Annotated in this window: 17 protein-coding genes; 7 read left to right on the top strand and 10 right to left on the bottom strand. The window is 65.7% G+C overall.

Annotated features, from left to right (window positions below):
• Nucleotides 1-88 precede the first annotated feature (88 nt).
• The 3 genes from ACLFKU_RS03070 to ACLFKU_RS03060 are packed head-to-tail and all read left to right on the top strand — an operon-like array spanning nucleotide 89 to nucleotide 3,020.
• Nucleotides 89-1,231 carry a Re/Si-specific NAD(P)(+) transhydrogenase subunit alpha gene (locus ACLFKU_RS03070; RefSeq protein ID WP_410848132.1) on the top strand — a complete coding sequence of 381 codons (1,143 nt, stop codon included), beginning with the start codon at nucleotides 89-91 and terminating at the stop codon, nucleotides 1,229-1,231.
• 10 nt (nucleotides 1,232-1,241) lie between these two features.
• Nucleotides 1,242-1,568: an NAD(P) transhydrogenase subunit alpha gene (locus ACLFKU_RS03065; protein ID WP_013088458.1), complete on the top strand. Its 327-nt coding sequence runs from the start codon at nucleotides 1,242-1,244 to the stop codon at nucleotides 1,566-1,568.
• On the top strand, nucleotides 1,569-3,020 hold the full coding sequence (locus ACLFKU_RS03060) for an NAD(P)(+) transhydrogenase (Re/Si-specific) subunit beta (RefSeq protein WP_410848131.1): 1,452 nt from the start codon (nucleotides 1,569-1,571) through the stop codon (nucleotides 3,018-3,020). It abuts the gene before it with no gap.
• A gap of 52 nt (nucleotides 3,021-3,072) precedes the next feature.
• Here ACLFKU_RS03060 and ACLFKU_RS03055 read toward each other — a convergent pair whose 3' ends face one another.
• From ACLFKU_RS03055 to ACLFKU_RS03025, 7 genes are all read right to left on the bottom strand, one after another.
• Nucleotides 3,073-3,816 carry a helix-turn-helix transcriptional regulator gene (locus ACLFKU_RS03055; protein WP_410848130.1) on the bottom strand — a complete coding sequence of 248 codons (744 nt, stop codon included), beginning with the start codon at nucleotides 3,814-3,816 and terminating at the stop codon, nucleotides 3,073-3,075.
• Between the two features lie 38 nt (nucleotides 3,817-3,854).
• Nucleotides 3,855-4,238: a VOC family protein gene (locus tag ACLFKU_RS03050; protein ID WP_368587607.1), complete on the bottom strand. Its 384-nt coding sequence runs from the start codon at nucleotides 4,236-4,238 to the stop codon at nucleotides 3,855-3,857.
• A 221-nt stretch (nucleotides 4,239-4,459) separates the two neighbouring features.
• Nucleotides 4,460-5,746, bottom strand: coding sequence for a class I SAM-dependent RNA methyltransferase (locus tag ACLFKU_RS03045; protein WP_410848129.1), 1,287 nt, complete (start codon nucleotides 5,744-5,746; stop codon nucleotides 4,460-4,462).
• A gap of 189 nt (nucleotides 5,747-5,935) precedes the next feature.
• Nucleotides 5,936-6,685, bottom strand: a complete 750-nt coding sequence (locus ACLFKU_RS03040) for a membrane integrity-associated transporter subunit PqiC (protein ID WP_410848128.1) — start codon at nucleotides 6,683-6,685, stop codon at nucleotides 5,936-5,938.
• Nucleotides 6,682-8,343, bottom strand: a complete 1,662-nt coding sequence (locus ACLFKU_RS03035) for an intermembrane transport protein PqiB (protein WP_368587610.1) — start codon at nucleotides 8,341-8,343, stop codon at nucleotides 6,682-6,684. The genes ACLFKU_RS03040 and ACLFKU_RS03035 overlap by 4 nt, the downstream gene beginning before the upstream one ends.
• The gene (locus ACLFKU_RS03030) at nucleotides 8,336-8,986 is read right to left on the bottom strand and encodes a paraquat-inducible protein A (protein ID WP_368587611.1); all 651 of its coding nucleotides are present in this window, start codon (nucleotides 8,984-8,986) and stop codon (nucleotides 8,336-8,338) included. The genes ACLFKU_RS03035 and ACLFKU_RS03030 overlap by 8 nt, the downstream gene beginning before the upstream one ends.
• A gap of 7 nt (nucleotides 8,987-8,993) precedes the next feature.
• A complete protein-coding gene (locus tag ACLFKU_RS03025; protein WP_368587612.1) occupies nucleotides 8,994-9,776 on the bottom strand; it encodes a paraquat-inducible protein A in 783 nt (260 codons plus the stop codon).
• A 364-nt stretch (nucleotides 9,777-10,140) separates the two neighbouring features.
• Between ACLFKU_RS03025 and ACLFKU_RS03020 the strand changes: the two genes are divergently transcribed.
• From ACLFKU_RS03020 to ACLFKU_RS03005, 4 genes are all read left to right on the top strand, one after another.
• The gene (locus ACLFKU_RS03020; protein WP_368587613.1) at nucleotides 10,141-10,701 is read left to right on the top strand and encodes a cytochrome b; all 561 of its coding nucleotides are present in this window, start codon (nucleotides 10,141-10,143) and stop codon (nucleotides 10,699-10,701) included.
• 8 nt (nucleotides 10,702-10,709) lie between these two features.
• Nucleotides 10,710-11,273, top strand: coding sequence for a YceI family protein (locus ACLFKU_RS03015; protein WP_368587614.1), 564 nt, complete (start codon nucleotides 10,710-10,712; stop codon nucleotides 11,271-11,273).
• A 111-nt stretch (nucleotides 11,274-11,384) separates the two neighbouring features.
• Nucleotides 11,385-11,954 (top strand): YceI family protein, encoded by a 570-nt coding sequence (locus tag ACLFKU_RS03010; protein ID WP_368587615.1) that lies wholly within the window; start codon nucleotides 11,385-11,387, stop codon nucleotides 11,952-11,954.
• Nucleotides 11,955-12,231: 277 nt separating this feature from the next.
• The gene (locus tag ACLFKU_RS03005) at nucleotides 12,232-13,509 is read left to right on the top strand and encodes an MFS transporter (RefSeq protein WP_410848127.1); all 1,278 of its coding nucleotides are present in this window, start codon (nucleotides 12,232-12,234) and stop codon (nucleotides 13,507-13,509) included.
• Nucleotides 13,510-13,608: 99 nt separating this feature from the next.
• Here the strand turns inward: ACLFKU_RS03005 and secF are convergent, their stop codons facing one another.
• From secF to yajC, 3 genes are all read right to left on the bottom strand, one after another.
• Nucleotides 13,609-14,559 (bottom strand): protein translocase subunit SecF, encoded by a 951-nt coding sequence (secF, locus tag ACLFKU_RS03000; RefSeq protein WP_368587617.1) that lies wholly within the window; start codon nucleotides 14,557-14,559, stop codon nucleotides 13,609-13,611.
• 18 nt (nucleotides 14,560-14,577) lie between these two features.
• Nucleotides 14,578-16,668 carry a protein translocase subunit SecD gene (secD, locus tag ACLFKU_RS02995; RefSeq protein WP_410848126.1) on the bottom strand — a complete coding sequence of 697 codons (2,091 nt, stop codon included), beginning with the start codon at nucleotides 16,666-16,668 and terminating at the stop codon, nucleotides 14,578-14,580.
• Between the two features lie 116 nt (nucleotides 16,669-16,784).
• On the bottom strand, nucleotides 16,785-17,114 hold the full coding sequence (gene yajC, locus ACLFKU_RS02990; protein ID WP_176109522.1) for a preprotein translocase subunit YajC: 330 nt from the start codon (nucleotides 17,112-17,114) through the stop codon (nucleotides 16,785-16,787).
• Nucleotides 17,115-17,121 lie beyond the last annotated feature (7 nt).

Genomic DNA, 17,121 nt, shown 5'->3' with positions numbered 1-17,121 from the left:
GTGGGGCCTGCGTTAGCCGTTGCATGTGCAAGCCGGCGAGCCTCGTCGGCAGATCTGTCGTCAAACAGGAAGTCGAGGAGGAACAACGATGCACATCGGAGTGCCAGCCGAAACGCGCGCGCATGAAACCCGCGTTGCCGCGACGCCCGAAACGGTCAAGAAATACGTGGCGCAAGGCCACCGGGTCACGCTTCAAAGCGGCGCCGGCGCCGGCGCGAGCTTTCCCGATGACGCCTATACGGCCGTGGGCGCGGAGATCGTCGACGCCGCCACCGCGTTCGGCGCCGATCTCGTCCTCAAAGTCCAATCCCCCACCGACTCCGAACTGCCGCTGCTCAAACGCGGCGCGACGCTCGTCGGCATGCTCGACCCGTTCAACGCCGAGAATGCGGGCAAACTCGCCGCGGCGGGCGTCACCGCATTCGCGCTCGAAGCCGCGCCGCGCACCACGCGCGCGCAGAGTCTCGACGTGCTGTCATCGCAAGCGAATATCGCCGGCTACAAGGCGGTGCTGCTCGCGGCGACGCTGTATCCGCGCTTCATGCCGATGCTGATGACCGCGGCCGGCACCGTGAAGGCCGCGCGCGTGCTGATTCTCGGCGCGGGCGTGGCCGGTCTGCAGGCGATCGCCACCGCGAAGCGCCTCGGCGCGGTGCTGGAGGCGTCCGACGTGCGCCCGGCCGTCAAGGAGCAGATCGAATCGCTCGGCGCAAAATTTCTCGACGTGCCCTACGAAACCGACGAGGAGCGCGACGCTGCGCAAGGCGTCGGCGGCTATGCGCGGCCGATGCCGCCGTCATGGCTCGCGCGCCAGTCGGCGCTCGTGCACGAGCGCGCGAAGCAGGCGGACGTGATCATCTCCACCGCGCTGATTCCGGGCCGCCCCGCGCCGACGCTGCTGTCGGTCGAAACCGTGCAGGCGATGAAACCGGGCTCGGTGCTCGTCGACCTCGCGGCCGGCCGCGGCCCCGAAGTCGACGGCCGGCGCGGCGGCAATTGTCCGCTGACCGAAGCGGACCAGGTGGTGGTGCGCTATGGCGTGCAGATCGTCGGCTATACGAATCTCGCCGCGATGGTGCCCGCCGACGCATCGTCGCTATACGCGCGCAACCTGCTTGACTTCCTGAAGCTGATCGTCACGAAGGAAGGCGTGCTGAATATCGATCTCGCGGACGACATCGTCGCGGCCACGCTGCTGGCCCGCGACGGCCAGGTCACGCGCAACGCATAAGGGGGCGAAGATGGACGTCATCAATCACACGGTAATCAACCTGATCATCTTCGTGCTGGCGATCTACGTCGGCTATCACGTGGTCTGGAACGTCACGCCCGCGCTGCATACGCCGCTGATGGCGGTGACCAATGCAATTTCGGCGATCGTGATCGTCGGCGCGATGCTCGCGGCCGGTCTCACGGTGGGCAGTGCGGGCAAGTTCTTCGGCACGATCGCCGTGGCGCTCGCGGCCGTCAACGTGTTCGGCGGCTTTCTCGTCACGCGGCGAATGCTGGAGATGTTCAAGAAAAAAGAGCCGAAGAAGCTTCCGGCTGGCGGCAAGGAGGGTGCGTAAATGAGCCTGAACGTCGTCACATTGCTGTATCTGGTCGCGTCGGTCTGCTTCATCCAGGCGCTCAAGGGGCTGTCGAATCCGAAGAGCGCGCGGGCTGGCAATACCTTCGGCATGGTCGGCATGGGGATCGCGATTCTGACCACCATCGCGCTGATCTCGCGGCAGGCCGAGGTACTCGGCTCCAATCTCGGTCTCGGGCTCGGCCTGCTGCTGTTCGGGCTCGTGATCGGCGGCGCGATCGGCGCGTTCGTCGCCGCGCGCGTCGAGATGACCAAGATGCCCGAGCTGGTCGCGGCGATGCACTCGCTGATCGGTCTCGCGGCCGTGTGCATTGCGTACGGGGTCGTGTCGGAGCCGGCCGCGTTCGGGCTCGTCGATCCCGAGGTGCCGATCGAGGGCTTCCTGCCGTACGGCAACCGCATCGAGCTGTTCATCGGCACCTTCGTCGGCGCGATCACTTTTAGCGGCTCGGTGATCGCGTTCGGCAAGCTGTCGGGCAAGTACAAGTTCCGGCTGTTTCAGGGCGCGCCGGTCGTCTACGGCGGCCAGCATCTGATCAACCTGATGCTGGCGCTCGCGATGCTCGGCTTCGGCGTGCTGTTCTTCCTCACGCAGTCGTGGCTGCCGTTCATCATCATGACGATCATCGCGTTCGTGCTCGGCGTGTTGATCATCATTCCGATCGGCGGCGCGGACATGCCGGTGGTCGTGTCGATGCTGAACTCGTACTCGGGCTGGGCGGCGGCGGGCATCGGCTTCTCGCTGAACAATCCGATGCTGATCATCGCCGGCTCGCTGGTCGGGTCGTCGGGTGCGATCCTGTCGTACATCATGTGCCGCGCGATGAACCGCTCGTTCTTCAACGTGATCCTCGGCGGCTTCGGCAACGAGCCGGGCGCGGCCGCGGGCGGCGCGGCGGAGCAGCGTCCGGTGAAATCGGGTTCAGCCGATGACGCGTCGTTCATGATGGGCAACGCCGAAACCGTCGTGATCGTGCCGGGCTATGGACTGGCCGTGGCGCGCGCGCAGCATGCGTTAAAGGAGTTGACCGACAAGCTGGTCGAGAAGGGCATCGAGGTGAAGTACGCGATCCACCCGGTGGCCGGCCGCATGCCGGGGCACATGAACGTGCTGCTCGCCGAGGCCGAAGTGCCGTACGACATGGTCTACGAGATGGAGGACATCAACGGCGAGTTCGGCCAGGTCGACGTGGTGCTGGTGCTCGGCGCGAACGACGTGGTGAATCCGGCCGCGAAGAACGATCCGAAGTCGCCGATCGCGGGCATGCCGATCATCGAGGCGTACAAGGCGCGCACCGTGATCGTCAACAAGCGCTCGATGGCCGCCGGTTATGCGGGCCTCGACAACGAGCTCTTCTACATGGACAAGACGATGATGGTGTTCGGCGACGCGAAGAAGGTGATCGAGGACATGGTGAAGGCGGTCGACTGATGCGGTCGCTGTGAACCGGTGTTGGGATCGCGGTGCATCACCGCGATCCCTTTTATCTTTTCGGCCTCGCGTTCAGATACCGCAGTAAATCCGCGAGCCGCCTGCCTTCCTGATCCGGATACGTCTCGAGCACCGTGAGATCGCGCATCTTCTCGAGCCCGAAGTTGCGGAAATCGCTGCGCAGCTCGCACCATGCGCCGAGCGTCCAGCGCGCGCCCCAGTACGCGAGCGCGAGCGGCCAGACGCGGCGCTCGGTGTCGGCGCCGTTCGCGTCCGTGTACGCGAAGCGCACCACCTGGCGCGTATCGATCGCGCGATGCAGCGTGTCGAGCTGTGTAGAAAAATCACTCTTGATGTGAAACGACGGCGCGAAGATCGCGAGCCGTTCGAGCGCCGCACGTTTGTCGGCGGGCATCGCCGATGCGATTTTGGCTAGCGCGCCGCGCGCGCCGCTCGCGAAGCCCGCGCCGCCCCACGATTCGAGCATGCGCGCGCCGGCGGCGAGCGCGGCGAGTTCGTCGGCGGTGAAGGTCAGCGGCGGCAGACTCGCCGAGCGCGACAGCCGATAGCCGATGCCCGCTTCGCCTTCGATCGGCACCCCCGACAACTGCAGATCGTGCACGTCGCGATAGACCGTGCGCAGCGAGATGTTCAGCCAGTCGGCCAGTTGCTTCGCGGTGGTCAAGCGGCGGCCGCGCAGCAGCTCGGCGATCTGGAACAGGCGGTCGGCGCGGCGCGTCATCGTGGGCGTCGGGTAGAGGAGGAGGGGGACGGTCCCGCGATGATAGCGCCGCATGGCGGCCTTCGGTTGGGGCGCGGTGGCTGCGGATGCGCCTAGCCGTTGGTGCGCGAATGCAGCCCGACGCGGTTGCCTTCTGTGTCGGTGAAGAACGCGATATAGCCGATGTCCTGCGGCAGCTTGATCACCGGGCCGTCGGTCTTGCCGCCTGCCCGTTCGATGCGCTCGAGCGCGGCGTCGACGGTGGGCTGCGCGTTCAGGTAGACGGTGACGCCGTCGGCGGCGGGCGTCATCGACGGACTATGGACGATCGCGCCGCCGGTCGCGGGCTCCTCGTAGCTGAACACGGCGATCGGCTGGCCGCCGATCTCCTGGCGATTCAGCGGGGCGTCGAGAGCGGCTTCGTAGAAGCGCACCGCGCGATCGAAATCGACGGACGGGATTTCGAACCAGGCAACCACTTTGGGCAATGCGGACATGACACTCTCCTTCGGTTGGCAGTAGGCCGTTCAAGCGCCGGGTGGCGTGAGGAGGAGTGTGCCGGGGTGCTGCTGACAGCGTGGTGGCAGTAGGGTGGGGAACGGGTAGCCGGCTCTTCGAGCGCGCTTTCGAAGGAAGGGAAACAGCGCGACGTGGCGCAATAAAAAACCGCGGCACGAGATCCGCGGTTTTGATGTCGACTTGCCCGACCGGCGTAGCGTCAATCGGCCTGCGTATCGCCCTGCGGACGCTGCCGCACGCTGCCCGCGATCAGATCGAAGCGGAACAGCCGGCATTCGAGCGCGCCGTTGAAAAGCGGCGTCTTCGTCGATTCGCGCAGCCGCAGCTGCCCAGGCAGCTTGCGATCCGACGTCAGGATGAACGCGTGCCATCCGGCAAAGCGCTGCTTCAACGCATTGCCGAGCAACTGGAAAAACTCGCTGTCCGGCGCTTCTTCCTGAATGCGGCGGAAGCCGTCGTCGTCGCGATTGCCGCGGCCTTCGCGAAGCTCGCCGCGCGCATTGCGGCCGCGCACTTCGATCCGCTCGCCATACGGCGGATTCGCGACGAGGATGCCCGGCGCCGAGGTGGGCGGCGTCATGTCGCGCGCGTCGAGCTGCTTGAGCGCAATGGCCGGCAGCCCCGCGCGCTCGAAGTTCGCGCGTGCTTTTTCGAGCATGTCGCCGGAGATGTCGCTGCCGAAGATCTGCAGATCGGCGCCGCGCGAGCCGCGCGCCGCGTTCTTCGCTTCGAGCGCGGCGCCCCGCAGCGTTTGCCAGGTCCGCGTATCGAACTGGATGAACTTTTCGAAGCCGAAGCGCCGCTGCACGCCCGGCGCGATGTCCAGCGCGACCTGCGCCGCTTCCGCGAGAAACGTGCCGCTGCCGCACATCGGATCGTAGAGCGGCGTGCCCGCCTGCCAACCGGTCAGACGCAGAATGCCCGCCGCAAGGTTCTCGCGCAGCGGCGCAGCGCCCTTGTCGAGACGCCAGCCGCGCTTGAACAGCGGATCGCCGGACGTGTCGAGGTACAGCGTGCAGTCGGTCGCGGTCAGGAACGCGAACACGCGCACGTCGGGCATCGCGGTATCGATGCTCGGCCGCGCGCCGCTTTTTTCGCGCAGACGATCGCAGATCGCGTCCTTCACGCGCAGCGTCGTGAACTCGAGACTGCGCAGCGGCGACTTGATCGCGGTGACGTCGACGCGCAGCGTCTCGTGCGCGGAGAACCACTGCTCCCAGCGCTGCTCGAGCGCGAGCGCGTAGATGTCCTGCTCGCTGCGATAGGGCCGCTGGGCGATTTTCAGCAGCACGCGGCTCGCCAGACGCGAGTGCAGATTGGCCGCCATGCCGGCGGCCCTGCCGCCGCGGAAATGCACGCCGCCCGGCACCTGCGCACCGGCCGTGAACGGGGCGCCGTTCAGATGTTTGGCGGCAATTTCGGCGAGTTCGGCCGCGAGCGGAGCTTCGAGCCCGCGCGGGCAAGGAAGGAAGAAATCGAAGGACATTGAGGTTGCCGCAAGGCGTTGGATAAGGCGCTATTGTACGCGGTCGGGGTTGGCGGGCCGGCGCGATTGGCGTGCCGGGACGTCGTTTTGCGTCGTTTGTCGTTGCGTGATCGCGCCTCGCACACCGCCTGGGCCGGCGGCGCCAGCAGGCATGCTGACGCCGTTGAGTCCGCCGCGTCGTCAGACCTGTCAGGCGCCGGCCCCCGCAGCCGGTCCCGCCGAAGGGCAGGGCGGCACGGCCGGCGCCGCAGCGGGCCTGGACGAAGCCGAACTCCGGCCGGTCGTGTTCGTGGTAGCGACGGCTGCTGCCGCCATCGCGCGCACGCCCGTCGCGATCTGCGTCGACACTTCCGCGAGCGCACGCCGATGTCCGTCGACGAGCGAGTCGTAGCCGCCTCCGACCGTCTCGCTGACCACGCTGCGACACGTCATCACCGCATTGCTGCGCACGGCCCGCACGCTCCACACCGCATCGATCAACGCATGCGAGCCGGGCCACGACTCGAAGCGCTGCACGTTCATCGCGATCCGGTAGACGGCCGCGTCGTCGGGGTGCGCGGTGCCGTACGTATCGATGGTGCCGAGCTGCTGCGTCAGGTTGGTCGACAGCGCGCGGCGGATTTCATCACCGGGCAGCGACGCCCAGCGCTCCTGTTCGAGCAGTTGCACCTGAGTCGGCCCGGTCTGCACGACCAGCTGGTTTCTCGCCACCTGCGGCGGCACGTTGACCGGCGCGACTTCGATCAGCCACGCGGGCGCGGCGGCCGTGCGCGCGGCGGCGGCTGCGCCGTCCGCGCCACCCAGCGTATAGAAACGGCTCGACGGCGACGAGCACGCCGCGATCGCGAGCGCCGCGGCCAGTGCGGCGCCATACACGACGCCGCGCACGGCACCGCGCACGAGCGCGCGCCGCGGACGAGGGAGCCGGGCAAACATCATGGTTTATCTCCTGATTTACCGCGCAACAACGATTCGGGATGACGCTCGAGGTAATCCGACAGCGCATTCAGCGACTGCAACGTGCGCGTCAGTTCCTGCAACGCCTGATGAACGTCGGACTGCATCGGCGAGTCCTGCTGCAAGGTTGCCTGGGCCGAATTGAAGGTCTGCTTCGCGGCGCTCAGCGTGTCGCGCGCCTGCGGCACGACTTCCTTGTCCAGACGCGAGAACAGCTGATCGGCGTTCTTCAGCGCGGTGTTCAGGTTCGCGCCGATCTGGTCGAACGGCACCTTGTCGAGCTTCTTCGCGATGTCGGCGACCTGCAGCTGCAATTCGTCGAGCGTGTTCGGAATGGTCGGCAGCTCGAGCGGATCCTTCGTGACGTCGACCTTCGCCGGCGCCGCTTTCGGGAAGATATCGAGCGCCACGTACAACTGGCTCGTGATCAGGTTGCCGGTGCGCAACTGGCCGCGCAGACCATGCTTGACGAGCTCCTGCAGCAGGTTCTCGCCGGCGAGCGAGCCCGGCTGCGGCGCGCTCTCGCGGAAGCGCTTGCCGAGGCGATCGGGGTACACGTTCAGCGTGACCGGCATCGTGAAGCTCCGCGTCGTCGGATCGTAGTCGATACCGATATTGGTCACCTGGCCGAGCACGATGCCGCGGAAGTCGACCGGCGCGCCGATCGACAGCCCGCGCAGCGACTGGTTGAAGTTCATCACTACACGCAACGGGACGCCGTCCGGTTCCCGCATCGCGTCCGCTTCGTCCGAAGCGAGGCGGAATGTCTGGTTGTTCGGCGCCTGCGGGCCCATGTTCTGGCCGGGCGGCGACTGGAACGACAGACCGCCGACGATCACCGTCGCGAGCGACTGCGTGTTCAGCTTGAAGCCGCTCGAATCGAGCCGCAGATCGACGCCGCTGGCATGCCACCAGCGCGTGTTGGTGCCGACGTACTGGTCGAACGGCGCCGACACGAACACCTGCATCGTCACGCCGGTGCCGCTCTTGTCGAGCGAGAAGCCGACCACCTGGCCGACCTGCACGCGCCGGTAGAAGATCGGCGAGCCGATGTCGATCGAGCCGAGCGACTCGCCGTGCAGCGTGTACTGGCGGCCTTTCTGGTCGCCGGTGACGGGCGGCGGCGTTTCGAGGCCGACGAAGTTGCTCTCGCTGTCGCTCGAGCGGCCCGCGTCGGCGCCGATGTACGCGCCCGACAGCAGCGTGGTCAGGCCCGATACGCCGCTCGCGCCGACACGCGGACGCACCACCCAGAAACGCGAGTCCTTGACCGCGAACTTGCCGCCTTCCTTGGTGAGCTGCACCTGCACGAGCACGTGCGACAGGTCCGGTGACAGCGTGATGGTCTTCACTGAACCGATGGCGACGTCCTTGTACTTGACCTGGGTCTTGCCCGGCTCGAGCCCTTCCGCGCTGATGAAGCTGATCGTGATCACGGGCCCGCGCTCGGTCACCGACCTGACCACGAGTGCGATGCCGATCAGCGCGGCGATCAGCGGAATCACCCAGACGAGCGACGGCAGCCAGCGGCTGCGTGGTTCGATGTCGGGGTCGGGCAGTTGGGGCGGCAGTTTTGGTCCGTTCGAATCGTTGCGCGGCGCGTCACCTGAAGCGGGCGTCGGTCCTTGCGGGCTAGTCATGGTCGAGATCCTGAGGTGTTGGGGTACTGCTTTCCACGGGGTCCCAGATGAGGCGTGGATCGAATTGCATGGAGGCCAGCATCGTCAGGATCACAACCGAGCCGAACGCGATCGCGCCGGGCCCGGCCGTGATCACGGCCAGCGATTTGAAACGCACGAGCGCCACGGTGAGCGTGACGACGAACACGTCGAGCATCGACCAGCGGCCGATGCGCTCGACCATCCGGTACAGCGTCGTGCGCTGTTGCGGACGCCAGCGCGAGCGGCGCTGCGCGGTGATGGTCAGCAGCACGAGCACCGAGAGCTTCAGCATCGGCACCATGATGCTGGCGATGAACACGATCACCGCGAGCGGCCAGTCGCCCGAGGTCCAGAAATAGACGACGCCGCTCATGATGGTGTCGTCCTCGGAGCCGAGCAGCGATGACGTATGCATCACCGGCAGCAGATTCGCCGGAATATACAGCAGCGCCGCGGCGATCAGCAGCGCCCACGTGCGCATCAGGCTGTCGGGGTTGCGCGAGTGCAGATGCGCGCCGCAGCGGCTGCAGTGCTGCGGCGCGATCGAGCGGATGCGCGGTTCGACGCGCCCGCACGCGTGACAGGACACGAGGCCCGCGCGTTTCGCGGTGACGTATTTCATCGCGGGCTCATCCTTCGCGCGGCGCGGGCGGCAAGCCGGGCGGAGGAGCGCTGCCGGCGGCACCGTCAGCGCTGCCACCCGTCGAGCCCGCGACGTGCGCGGACGGCGCCGGCGGACCGGCGAGCGAGCCGAGCGCGAGCGCCGCGCTGTCGGCCGACGTGCGCGGCAACGGCCGATCGCCGCTCGCGTCGATCTCGTCGGCGACATCCCACAGCACCCGCGGATCGAACGTCACGACGACCGCGAACATCAGCGTCAGCGCGCCGAACGCGAACAGCGCCGCCTCGGGGATCACGCGCGCGAGACTCACCATCTTCACGATCGTGATCAGCACGCCGAGCATGAACACTTCGATCATGCCCCACGGCCGCACGAACTGGATCGCGCGCAGCACGCGATGGAAATGCGGAGGCACATAGCCGGAGCGCAGCGGCACCAGCACGTACAGCAGGGCGACGAGTTCGGTGAGCGGAAAGAGGATCGTCGAGCAGAACACCATCACGGCGACGATCTCCATGTCCTCGCCCCACAGCGCGACGAGCGCGCCGAACAGCGTGGTCTGTGAGGTGATGCCGTTGGTTTCCAGTTCGACGATCGGAAAGCCCTGCGCGATCACGAACGTGATCAGCGCGGCGAGCGTCAGTGCGCAGATCGCGTCGAGCTTGCGCGATACGCCGCGAAAGAGCGTCGCGCGGCAGCGCGGACAACGCGCGGCGACGCGCCCGACAAGCCGTGGCTTGCGGAACAGCGTATCGCATTCATGGCATGCGATCAGGTTGTCATGTTCCATGCGGCAGATGGGCTAACGGCGTAGTGGCGGCGTGCAAGGCCTGCTCTTTACGAGGGAAGGGGCGGCAGCGAGCAGAATAGTACCAAACGCGGCCTTGCGACCGACGCGAAGCGCGCGCGGCGCGCTCCGGCGTGCTGCGCTGCAAAATTCGGGCCCGTTTCGCCGACGCGCTGCAGCCAGCTTTGCGCGCTTGGGGTAGCATGGCGCCCGTGGTACCCCCCGGCCGCCTTTTCTGGTGATGATGCCGGCCGCATCGGCCGAATCGGCCGCCGCGGGCGCGCGCGCCGTGCTGGTCCGCAGCAGTGATCGCGGAATAGCCGGCCGCGGCGCGCCGTTAACTTCTAACAGCCTGCGTTGATCTGTCATGACACTCAATCCATCGTTCGGTACCCGGGAGTCGTACACGCGGACCGCCATCGCGTTTCACTGGCTGATCGCATTGCTGATCGTCTGCGGCTTTGCACTCGGCTGGGTGATGACCGACATTCCCGGTTTCACGCCCACCAAGCTGCGCTATTTCTCGTGGCACAAATGGATCGGCGTGACCGTGTTCGCGCTCGCGATCGTGCGCATCCTGTGGCGCGCGACCCATGCCGGACCGCCGATGCCGCGCCGCATGCCGACCTGGCAGCGCGCCGCCGCGCATCTGACGCATCTGTTGCTGTACGCGCTGATGATTGTGATTCCCGTGTCCGGCTATCTGTATAGCTCGGCCGCGAACGTGCCGGTCGTCTATCTCGGGCTGATTCCGCTGCCGCGCATCATCGCGCCCGACCCGCACCTGAAAGAACTGCTGAAGACCCTGCATATCGCGTTGAATTACACGCTGCTCGTGCTGGTCGCGCTGCACGTCGCGGCGGCGCTCAAGCATCAATGGCTCGATCGCGACGGCCTGCTGTCGCGCATGATCCCCTTCCTCAAATAAGGACAACCATGAAGGTTTCGTTTTATCGCTACATGCTCGCCGCATTCGCGGCGGCGTCGCTGAGCGCCGCGGGCGCGGCGCTCGCGCAGGTCGACGTCGCGAAGAGCTCGGTAACGGCCACCTCGAAGCAGATGAACGTGCCGGTCGAAGGCAAGTTCAACAAGTTCACCGCGCAGGTCAGCTTCGATCCGGCCAAGCCGACGGCCGGCAGCGCGCAGATCGATATCGACGTCGCCAGTTACGATCTCGGCGACGAGAGCTACAACGAGCAGGTGCGCGGCAAGGAATGGTTCGACGCGAAGACTTTTCCGCGCGCGACGTTCGTGTCGAGCGCGATCGCGCCGGCCGGCGGCAATCAGTTCAAGGTGACCGGCAAGCTGACCATCAAGGGCAAGTCTGAGACGGTCGTCGTGCCGGTCACGGTGAGCCAGCAGGGCGCGACGCAGACCTTCGACGGCGCGCTGCCGATCAAGCGTTCGCAGTTCGACGTCGGCACCGGCGAATGGAAGGACACGTCGGTCGTCGCCGACGAGGTCGTGATCAAGTTTCATATCGTCGCCGCGCACAAGTAACGCGCGCGGCGTTCGCGATGTGCGCCGCGCCACGTGGGGCGCGGCCGTTTTCCCACCGCAGGTTGCACCGCGATTTTCAACGCAAAACAGGAGCACGAATTGAAAACGTCCATGTTGATCGCTGTTGGCGCGCTGGCTTCGTCGCTGTCGCTCGGCGCCTTCGCCGCCGATACCTATATGCTTGATCCGATGCATACGTTTCCGAGCTTCGAGGCCGACCACTTCGGCGGTCTGTCGATCTGGCGCGGCAAATTCACGAAGACTACGGGCACGGTCACGCTCGATCGCGCGGCGAAGACCGGCACTCTCGAGGTCAGCGTCGATCCCGCTTCGGTGCAGACCGGCAATCCCAAGCTCGACGATCATCTGAAATCTGGCGAGTTCTTCGACGTCGCGAAGTATCCGACCGTGACCTACAAGGGCACCGAGATCAAGTTCGACGGCGACAAGCCGGTCGAGGTGATCGGCAATCTGACGATTCGCGGCATCACGAAGCCGGTGAATCTGAAGGTCGATTCATTCAAGTGCATGCAGCATCCGGTGCTCAAACGCGAGGTGTGCGGCGTCGAGGCGAGCACCGAATTCAATCGCGCCGATTACGGCATGGACTTCGGCGCGAAGTACGGCTTCAGCATGCAGACGCGCTTGCATATCCAGTCGGAAGGCATCAAGCAGCAGTAAGCGCGAGCCGCTGTCGCGATTCGATTCGCGCTGCATCGCAACACGAAAACCGCTTCGGTCGTTCTCCGACGAAGCGGTTTTTTATCGCCGGTAGCGAACCACACGGCCATGCATGGCGCGCATTGACCCGCATCGGGCATTTGTCGCTCGCTTCACTTTTATTTTTTCAGTTAAATAGAGCGCACGAGTCATGCCGGGGGTGCGCGTTGCCGGGATGGCCAACGCGGACGTCACGCGTTGTTTCGAATAAATATTTCGCGCAGCACAGGAGATCTGGATGAATGCAACGACAGCAGCAAGCGTCGCGGGAAGCCGGCAGAATTCGTGGCGCGCGGTGGCGGCCGCCTCGATCGGCAACGCGCTCGAATGGTTCGACCTCGTGGTCTACGGCTTTTTCGCCGTGACCATCTCCCAACTGTTTTTTCCGGCCGGCAACGACACCGTGTCGCTGCTGCTGACGCTCGGCACCTTCGGCGTGTCGTTTTTCATGCGGCCGCTCGGCGCAATCGTGATCGGCGCGTACTCGGACCGCGCCGGGCGCAAGGCGGCGCTCACGCTTTCGATTCTGCTGATGATGAGCGGCACGCTGATCATCGCGATTCTGCCGACCTATCAGAGCATCGGTCTCGCCGCGCCGCTGATCCTCGTGCTCGCGCGGCTGATGCAAGGTTTCTCGGCGGGCGGCGAGTTCGGCAGCGCAACCGCGTTTCTCGCCGAGCACGTGCCGGGGCGGCGCGGCTTCTATGCGAGTTGGCAGATGGCGAGCCAAGGCCTGACGACGCTGCTCGCGGCCGGTTTCGGCGCGTTGCTGACCGGCGGGTTGTCGCCCGAGCAGATGACGTCGTGGGGCTGGCGCGTGCCGTTCTTTTTCGGTCTGCTGATCGGGCCGGTCGCGTTCTACATCCGCGCGAGGCTCGACGAGACGCCCGAATTCCTCGCCGCCGAAACGACGCAGACGCCGCTGCGCGACACGTTCGCAACGCAGAAACTGCGACTCGTGATCGCGATGGGCGTGGTGATCCTCGGAACGGTGTCCTCCTATCTGATGCTGTTCATGCCGACTTATGGCGTGCGGCAACTGGGGCTCGCGCCGTCGGTCGCGTTCGCGGCGATCGCGGTGACGGGTCTGATCCAGATGGTGTTCTCGCCGGTGGCCGGGCATTGGTCGGATCTGCGTGGACGCACGCGCATCATGCTGGGCGCGGCCGTGCTGCTGTTCGTGCTCGTCTATCCGGCGTTCGCGTTCCTGATCGCGCATCCGAGCTTCGGCACGCTGATCGTGTGGCAGATCGTGTTCGGCCTTCTCGTCAGCTGCTACTTCGGCGCGACGCCGGGCCTGCTGTCGGAGATCTTCCCGGTGCAGACGCGCACGACCGGCATGTCGCTCGCGTATAACATCGCGGTGACGATTTTCGGCGGCTTCGGGCCGTTCATCATCGCGTGGCTGATCAGCGTGACCGGATCGAAGGCAGCGCCGAGCTACTACATGATGTTCGCCGCGCTGCTGAGCATCGCGGCGCTGATTGGCGCGCGACGCAAGCTGGGGTTCCGCTAGGTTCGAGTCGGTAGCGGCCGCGCACGGCGTAAACGCAAAAGGCCGGTTCGACAGAACCGGCCTTTTTTATTCGCGCAATCCTCAGCGACTACGCGCGCATCAAACCTGCGCGCCCGCGTTCGGATCCTCCGGATTGTGGCTTTCTTTCTTTTCCTTGATCAGGTCTTCGCGCTTGACGCCGAACCACATCGCGAGCGCCGCGGCGACGAACACCGACGAGTAGATACCGAACAGAATACCGACCGTCAGCGCGAGCGCGAAGTAGTGCAGCGTCGGCCCGCCGAACAGGAACATCGACAGCACCATCATCTGCGTACAGCCGTGCGTGATGATGGTACGCGACATCGTGCTGGTGATTGCGTGGTTGATCACTTCCATCACGCTCATCTTGCGTTCGCGGCGGAAGGTTTCGCGAATCCGGTCGAAGATGACCACCGACTCGTTGACCGAATAGCCGAGCACCGCGAGCACCGCTGCCAGCACCGACAGCGAGAACTCCCACTGGAAGAACGCGAAGAAGCCGAGAATGATCACGACGTCGTGCAAGTTCGCGATCACGCCGGCGACCGCGTACTTCCATTCGAAGCGGAACGACAGATAGATGACGATACCAATCACCACACACGCGAGCGCGAGCAGACCGTCGGTGGCGAGTTCCTTGCCGACCTGGGGACCGACGAACTCGACGCGCTGCAACTGCACCTCGGGCGTATCGGCCTTCAGCGCGCTCATCACCTGCTCGCTCTGCTGTGCGGACGTGAGGCCCGGCTTCAGCGGCAGACGGATCAGCACGTCGCGCGCGGTGCCGAAGTTCTGCACCTGCGCGTCGGCATAGCCGAGCTTGCCGAGCGTGGCACGCACCGGGTCGAGCGGCACCGCGCCCGGATACTGAACCTCGATCACCGTACCGCCGGTGAATTCCACCGACAGATGCAGCCCGCGATGCACGAGGAAGAACACGGCGGCGAGAAAAGTGATCAGCGAGACCGCGTTGAAAATCAACGCGCGCTGCATGAACGGAATGTCTTTGCGGAAACGGAAAAATTCCATGGTCTTGTTCTCCGGGACTCAGCGGGATGAACCCGGTTTCTGCGGCGTCGAGCTATTCGACGTCGGCGTGCCCGGCGCATTGCGGCGGCGCACGGTCGGCTTCGTGCGACCCTGCGCGCCGGCTGCAGCCGGTGCCTTCGAGCTTGCCTTCGCGCTCGCCTTCGCCGTAGCGATGGCCTGCGCGGTGTCGGTCGCGGCGTCGCTGCTGCCGAGGCCGCCGGCATAAGCAGCGGAGCCGGCGGCTGCCGCTTGCGGACGCCAAACCTGGCCGATCGACAGCGACTTCAGCTTCTTCTTGCCGCCGTACCAGAAGTTGACGAGGCCGCGCGAGAAGAACACCGCCGAGAACATCGACGTCAGAATGCCGATACAGTGGACGATCGCGAAACCGCGCACCGGACCCGAGCCGAACGCGAGCAGAGCGAGGCCGGCGATCAGCGTGGTCACGTTCGAGTCGAGAATCGTCGCCCATGCGTGCGCGTAGCCGTTCTGGATGGCCAGTTGCGGCGGCGCGCCGTTGCGCAGTTCTTCACGCACACGCTCGTTGATCAGCACGTTCGCGTCGATCGCCATACCGAGCGCCAGCGCGATAGCGGCGATACCCGGCAGCGTGAGCGTGGCCTGCAGCATCGACAGCACCGCGACCAGCAACAGCAGGTTCACGGACAGGCCGATCATCGAGATCACGCCGAACAGCATGTAGTACGCGATCATGAACACGGCGATCGCCGCGAAGCCCCATACGACCGAGTGGAAGCCCTTCTTGATGTTGTCGGCGCCGAGGCTCGGGCCGATCGTGCGTTCCTCGATGATTTCCATCGGCGCGGCGAGCGAACCGGCGCGCAGCAGCAGCGCGAGGTCGGCGGCCGCTTGCGGGGTCGGCTGGCCGGTGATCTGGAAGCGGTCGCCCAGTTCCGACTGGATGGTCGCGACCGTCAGCACTTCGCCCTTGCCGCGCTCGAACAGCACCATCGCCATCGGCTTGCCGATGTTGTCGCGCGACACCGCGCGCACCGCGCGGCCGCCGGCCGAGTCGAGACGGATGTTGACCGACGGACGCTGATGTTCGTCGAAGCCCGCCGATGCGTCGATGATGCGGTCGCCGGTGAAGATCACCTGCTTGCGCAGCAGCACCGGCGCCTGGTTGCCTTGCGTGAAGAGTTCGTCGCCCGGCGGCACCGGGTCGTTCGGGTTCGGATGCGTGTTGACCGGGTCGGCGAGGCGCGCTTCGAGCGTCGCCGTGCGGCCGATGATGTCCTTCGCCTTCGCGGTGTCCTGCACGCCCGGCAGCTCGACCACGATGCGGTCCGCGCCCTGTTGCTGGATCACCGGCTCGGCCACGCCGAGTTCGTTCACGCGGTTATGCAGCGTCGTGATGTTCTGCTTGAGCGCGGCGTCCTGCACCGCGCGCTGCACGGCTGGCGTGAAAGTGCCGACCAGCTGCACGCCGCCGTCCGCGCCGGTGTTCGGCTGCGAGGTCCATTGGAGTTCGCTGACGCCGCGGCCCAGCAGCTTGAGGGCCGCGTCCGCCGTGGCCTGATCGGCCAGATTCACCACCACCGACTGGTTCACGCGATTCACGCCGCCGTCGCGGACGTTGTTGTCGCGCAGCAGCGTGCGCACGTCCGAGGCGTCTGAATCGAGCTTCTTGTTCAGTGCGCCGGCCATGTCGACCTGCAGCAGGAAGTGCACGCCGCCGCGCAGGTCCAGACCGAGGTACATCGGCAGTGCGCGCAGCGCGGTCATCCAGGTGGGCGACGCGGTTTGCAGGTTCAGTGCGACGATGTATTGCGGATCGTTCGGATCGCTATTGAGCGTCTTTTGCAGCAGGTCTTTCACGCGCAGCTGCGTGTCCGTGTCCGTCAGGCGCACGCGGATGTTCGCGTTGTTCTGCGAGTTGTCGAACGTGACCGCGGTCGGCTTGATCTGATTGCCCGCGAGCGCGGCTTCGACCGACGCCAGCGTGGTGGCGTCGAGCCTGACCGTGGCCTTGCCGCTCGACACCTGCACCGCCGGCGCTTCGCCGTACAGATTGGGCAGCGTGTACACGAGGCCGATGACCAGAGCCACCAGCATCACGGCGTATTTCCAGAGGGGGTAGCGATTCATGAGTGGTCCAACGGGAAGGTTGGCTTGGATGCGATGCGTCCGGCGATTAGCGCGGGCCGTTCAGCGAAGTGCCTGAACCGCCGGCGAGGCCGCGCCGGACGCGAGGAGTGCAGGCCTTACAGCGACTTGATCGTGCCCTTCGGGAGAATTGTCGTGACCGACGCCTTCTGCACAGTAATTTCCGTGCCTTCCGAGATTTCGATGCCGACGTAGGCTTCGCCCACCTTCGTCACCTTGCCGACGATACCGCCGTTCGTCACGACTTCATCGCCCTTGGCCATCGCTGCGAGCATGTTGCGATGTTCCTTCTGACGCTTCATTTGCGGGCGAATCATGATGAAGTACAGCACGCCGAACATCAGGATCAGCGGCAGGAAGCTCATCAGGTTCGATTCGACACCACCTGCTGCAGCGCCTTGGGCGAAGGCATTGGAAATGAACGACACGTTGGTC

The organism is Paraburkholderia sp. EG304 (assembly GCF_046543485.1).
GTDB classification, from domain to species: domain Bacteria; phylum Pseudomonadota; class Gammaproteobacteria; order Burkholderiales; family Burkholderiaceae; genus Paraburkholderia; species Paraburkholderia youngii.
The sequence above is the reverse complement of the archived record's forward strand: the minus strand, read 5'-3'. Positions and strand labels throughout refer to the sequence as shown.

Coding starts and splice junctions, on each gene's coding strand:
- ACLFKU_RS03070 (WP_410848132.1), top strand. CDS start 89: ATGCACATCGGAGTGCCAGCCGAAACGCGCGCGCATGAAACCCGCGTT.
- ACLFKU_RS03065 (WP_013088458.1), top strand. CDS start 1,242: ATGGACGTCATCAATCACACGGTAATCAACCTGATCATCTTCGTGCTG.
- ACLFKU_RS03060 (WP_410848131.1), top strand. CDS start 1,569: ATGAGCCTGAACGTCGTCACATTGCTGTATCTGGTCGCGTCGGTCTGC.
- ACLFKU_RS03055 (WP_410848130.1), bottom strand. CDS start 3,816: ATGCGGCGCTATCATCGCGGGACCGTCCCCCTCCTCCTCTACCCGACG.
- ACLFKU_RS03050 (WP_368587607.1), bottom strand. CDS start 4,238: ATGTCCGCATTGCCCAAAGTGGTTGCCTGGTTCGAAATCCCGTCCGTC.
- ACLFKU_RS03045 (WP_410848129.1), bottom strand. CDS start 5,746: ATGTCCTTCGATTTCTTCCTTCCTTGCCCGCGCGGGCTCGAAGCTCCG.
- ACLFKU_RS03040 (WP_410848128.1), bottom strand. CDS start 6,685: ATGATGTTTGCCCGGCTCCCTCGTCCGCGGCGCGCGCTCGTGCGCGGT.
- ACLFKU_RS03035 (WP_368587610.1), bottom strand. CDS start 8,343: ATGACTAGCCCGCAAGGACCGACGCCCGCTTCAGGTGACGCGCCGCGC.
- ACLFKU_RS03030 (WP_368587611.1), bottom strand. CDS start 8,986: ATGAAATACGTCACCGCGAAACGCGCGGGCCTCGTGTCCTGTCACGCG.
- ACLFKU_RS03025 (WP_368587612.1), bottom strand. CDS start 9,776: ATGGAACATGACAACCTGATCGCATGCCATGAATGCGATACGCTGTTC.
- ACLFKU_RS03020 (WP_368587613.1), top strand. CDS start 10,141: ATGACACTCAATCCATCGTTCGGTACCCGGGAGTCGTACACGCGGACC.
- ACLFKU_RS03015 (WP_368587614.1), top strand. CDS start 10,710: ATGAAGGTTTCGTTTTATCGCTACATGCTCGCCGCATTCGCGGCGGCG.
- ACLFKU_RS03010 (WP_368587615.1), top strand. CDS start 11,385: ATGTTGATCGCTGTTGGCGCGCTGGCTTCGTCGCTGTCGCTCGGCGCC.
- ACLFKU_RS03005 (WP_410848127.1), top strand. CDS start 12,232: ATGAATGCAACGACAGCAGCAAGCGTCGCGGGAAGCCGGCAGAATTCG.
- secF (WP_368587617.1), bottom strand. CDS start 14,559: ATGGAATTTTTCCGTTTCCGCAAAGACATTCCGTTCATGCAGCGCGCG.
- secD (WP_410848126.1), bottom strand. CDS start 16,668: ATGAATCGCTACCCCCTCTGGAAATACGCCGTGATGCTGGTGGCTCTG.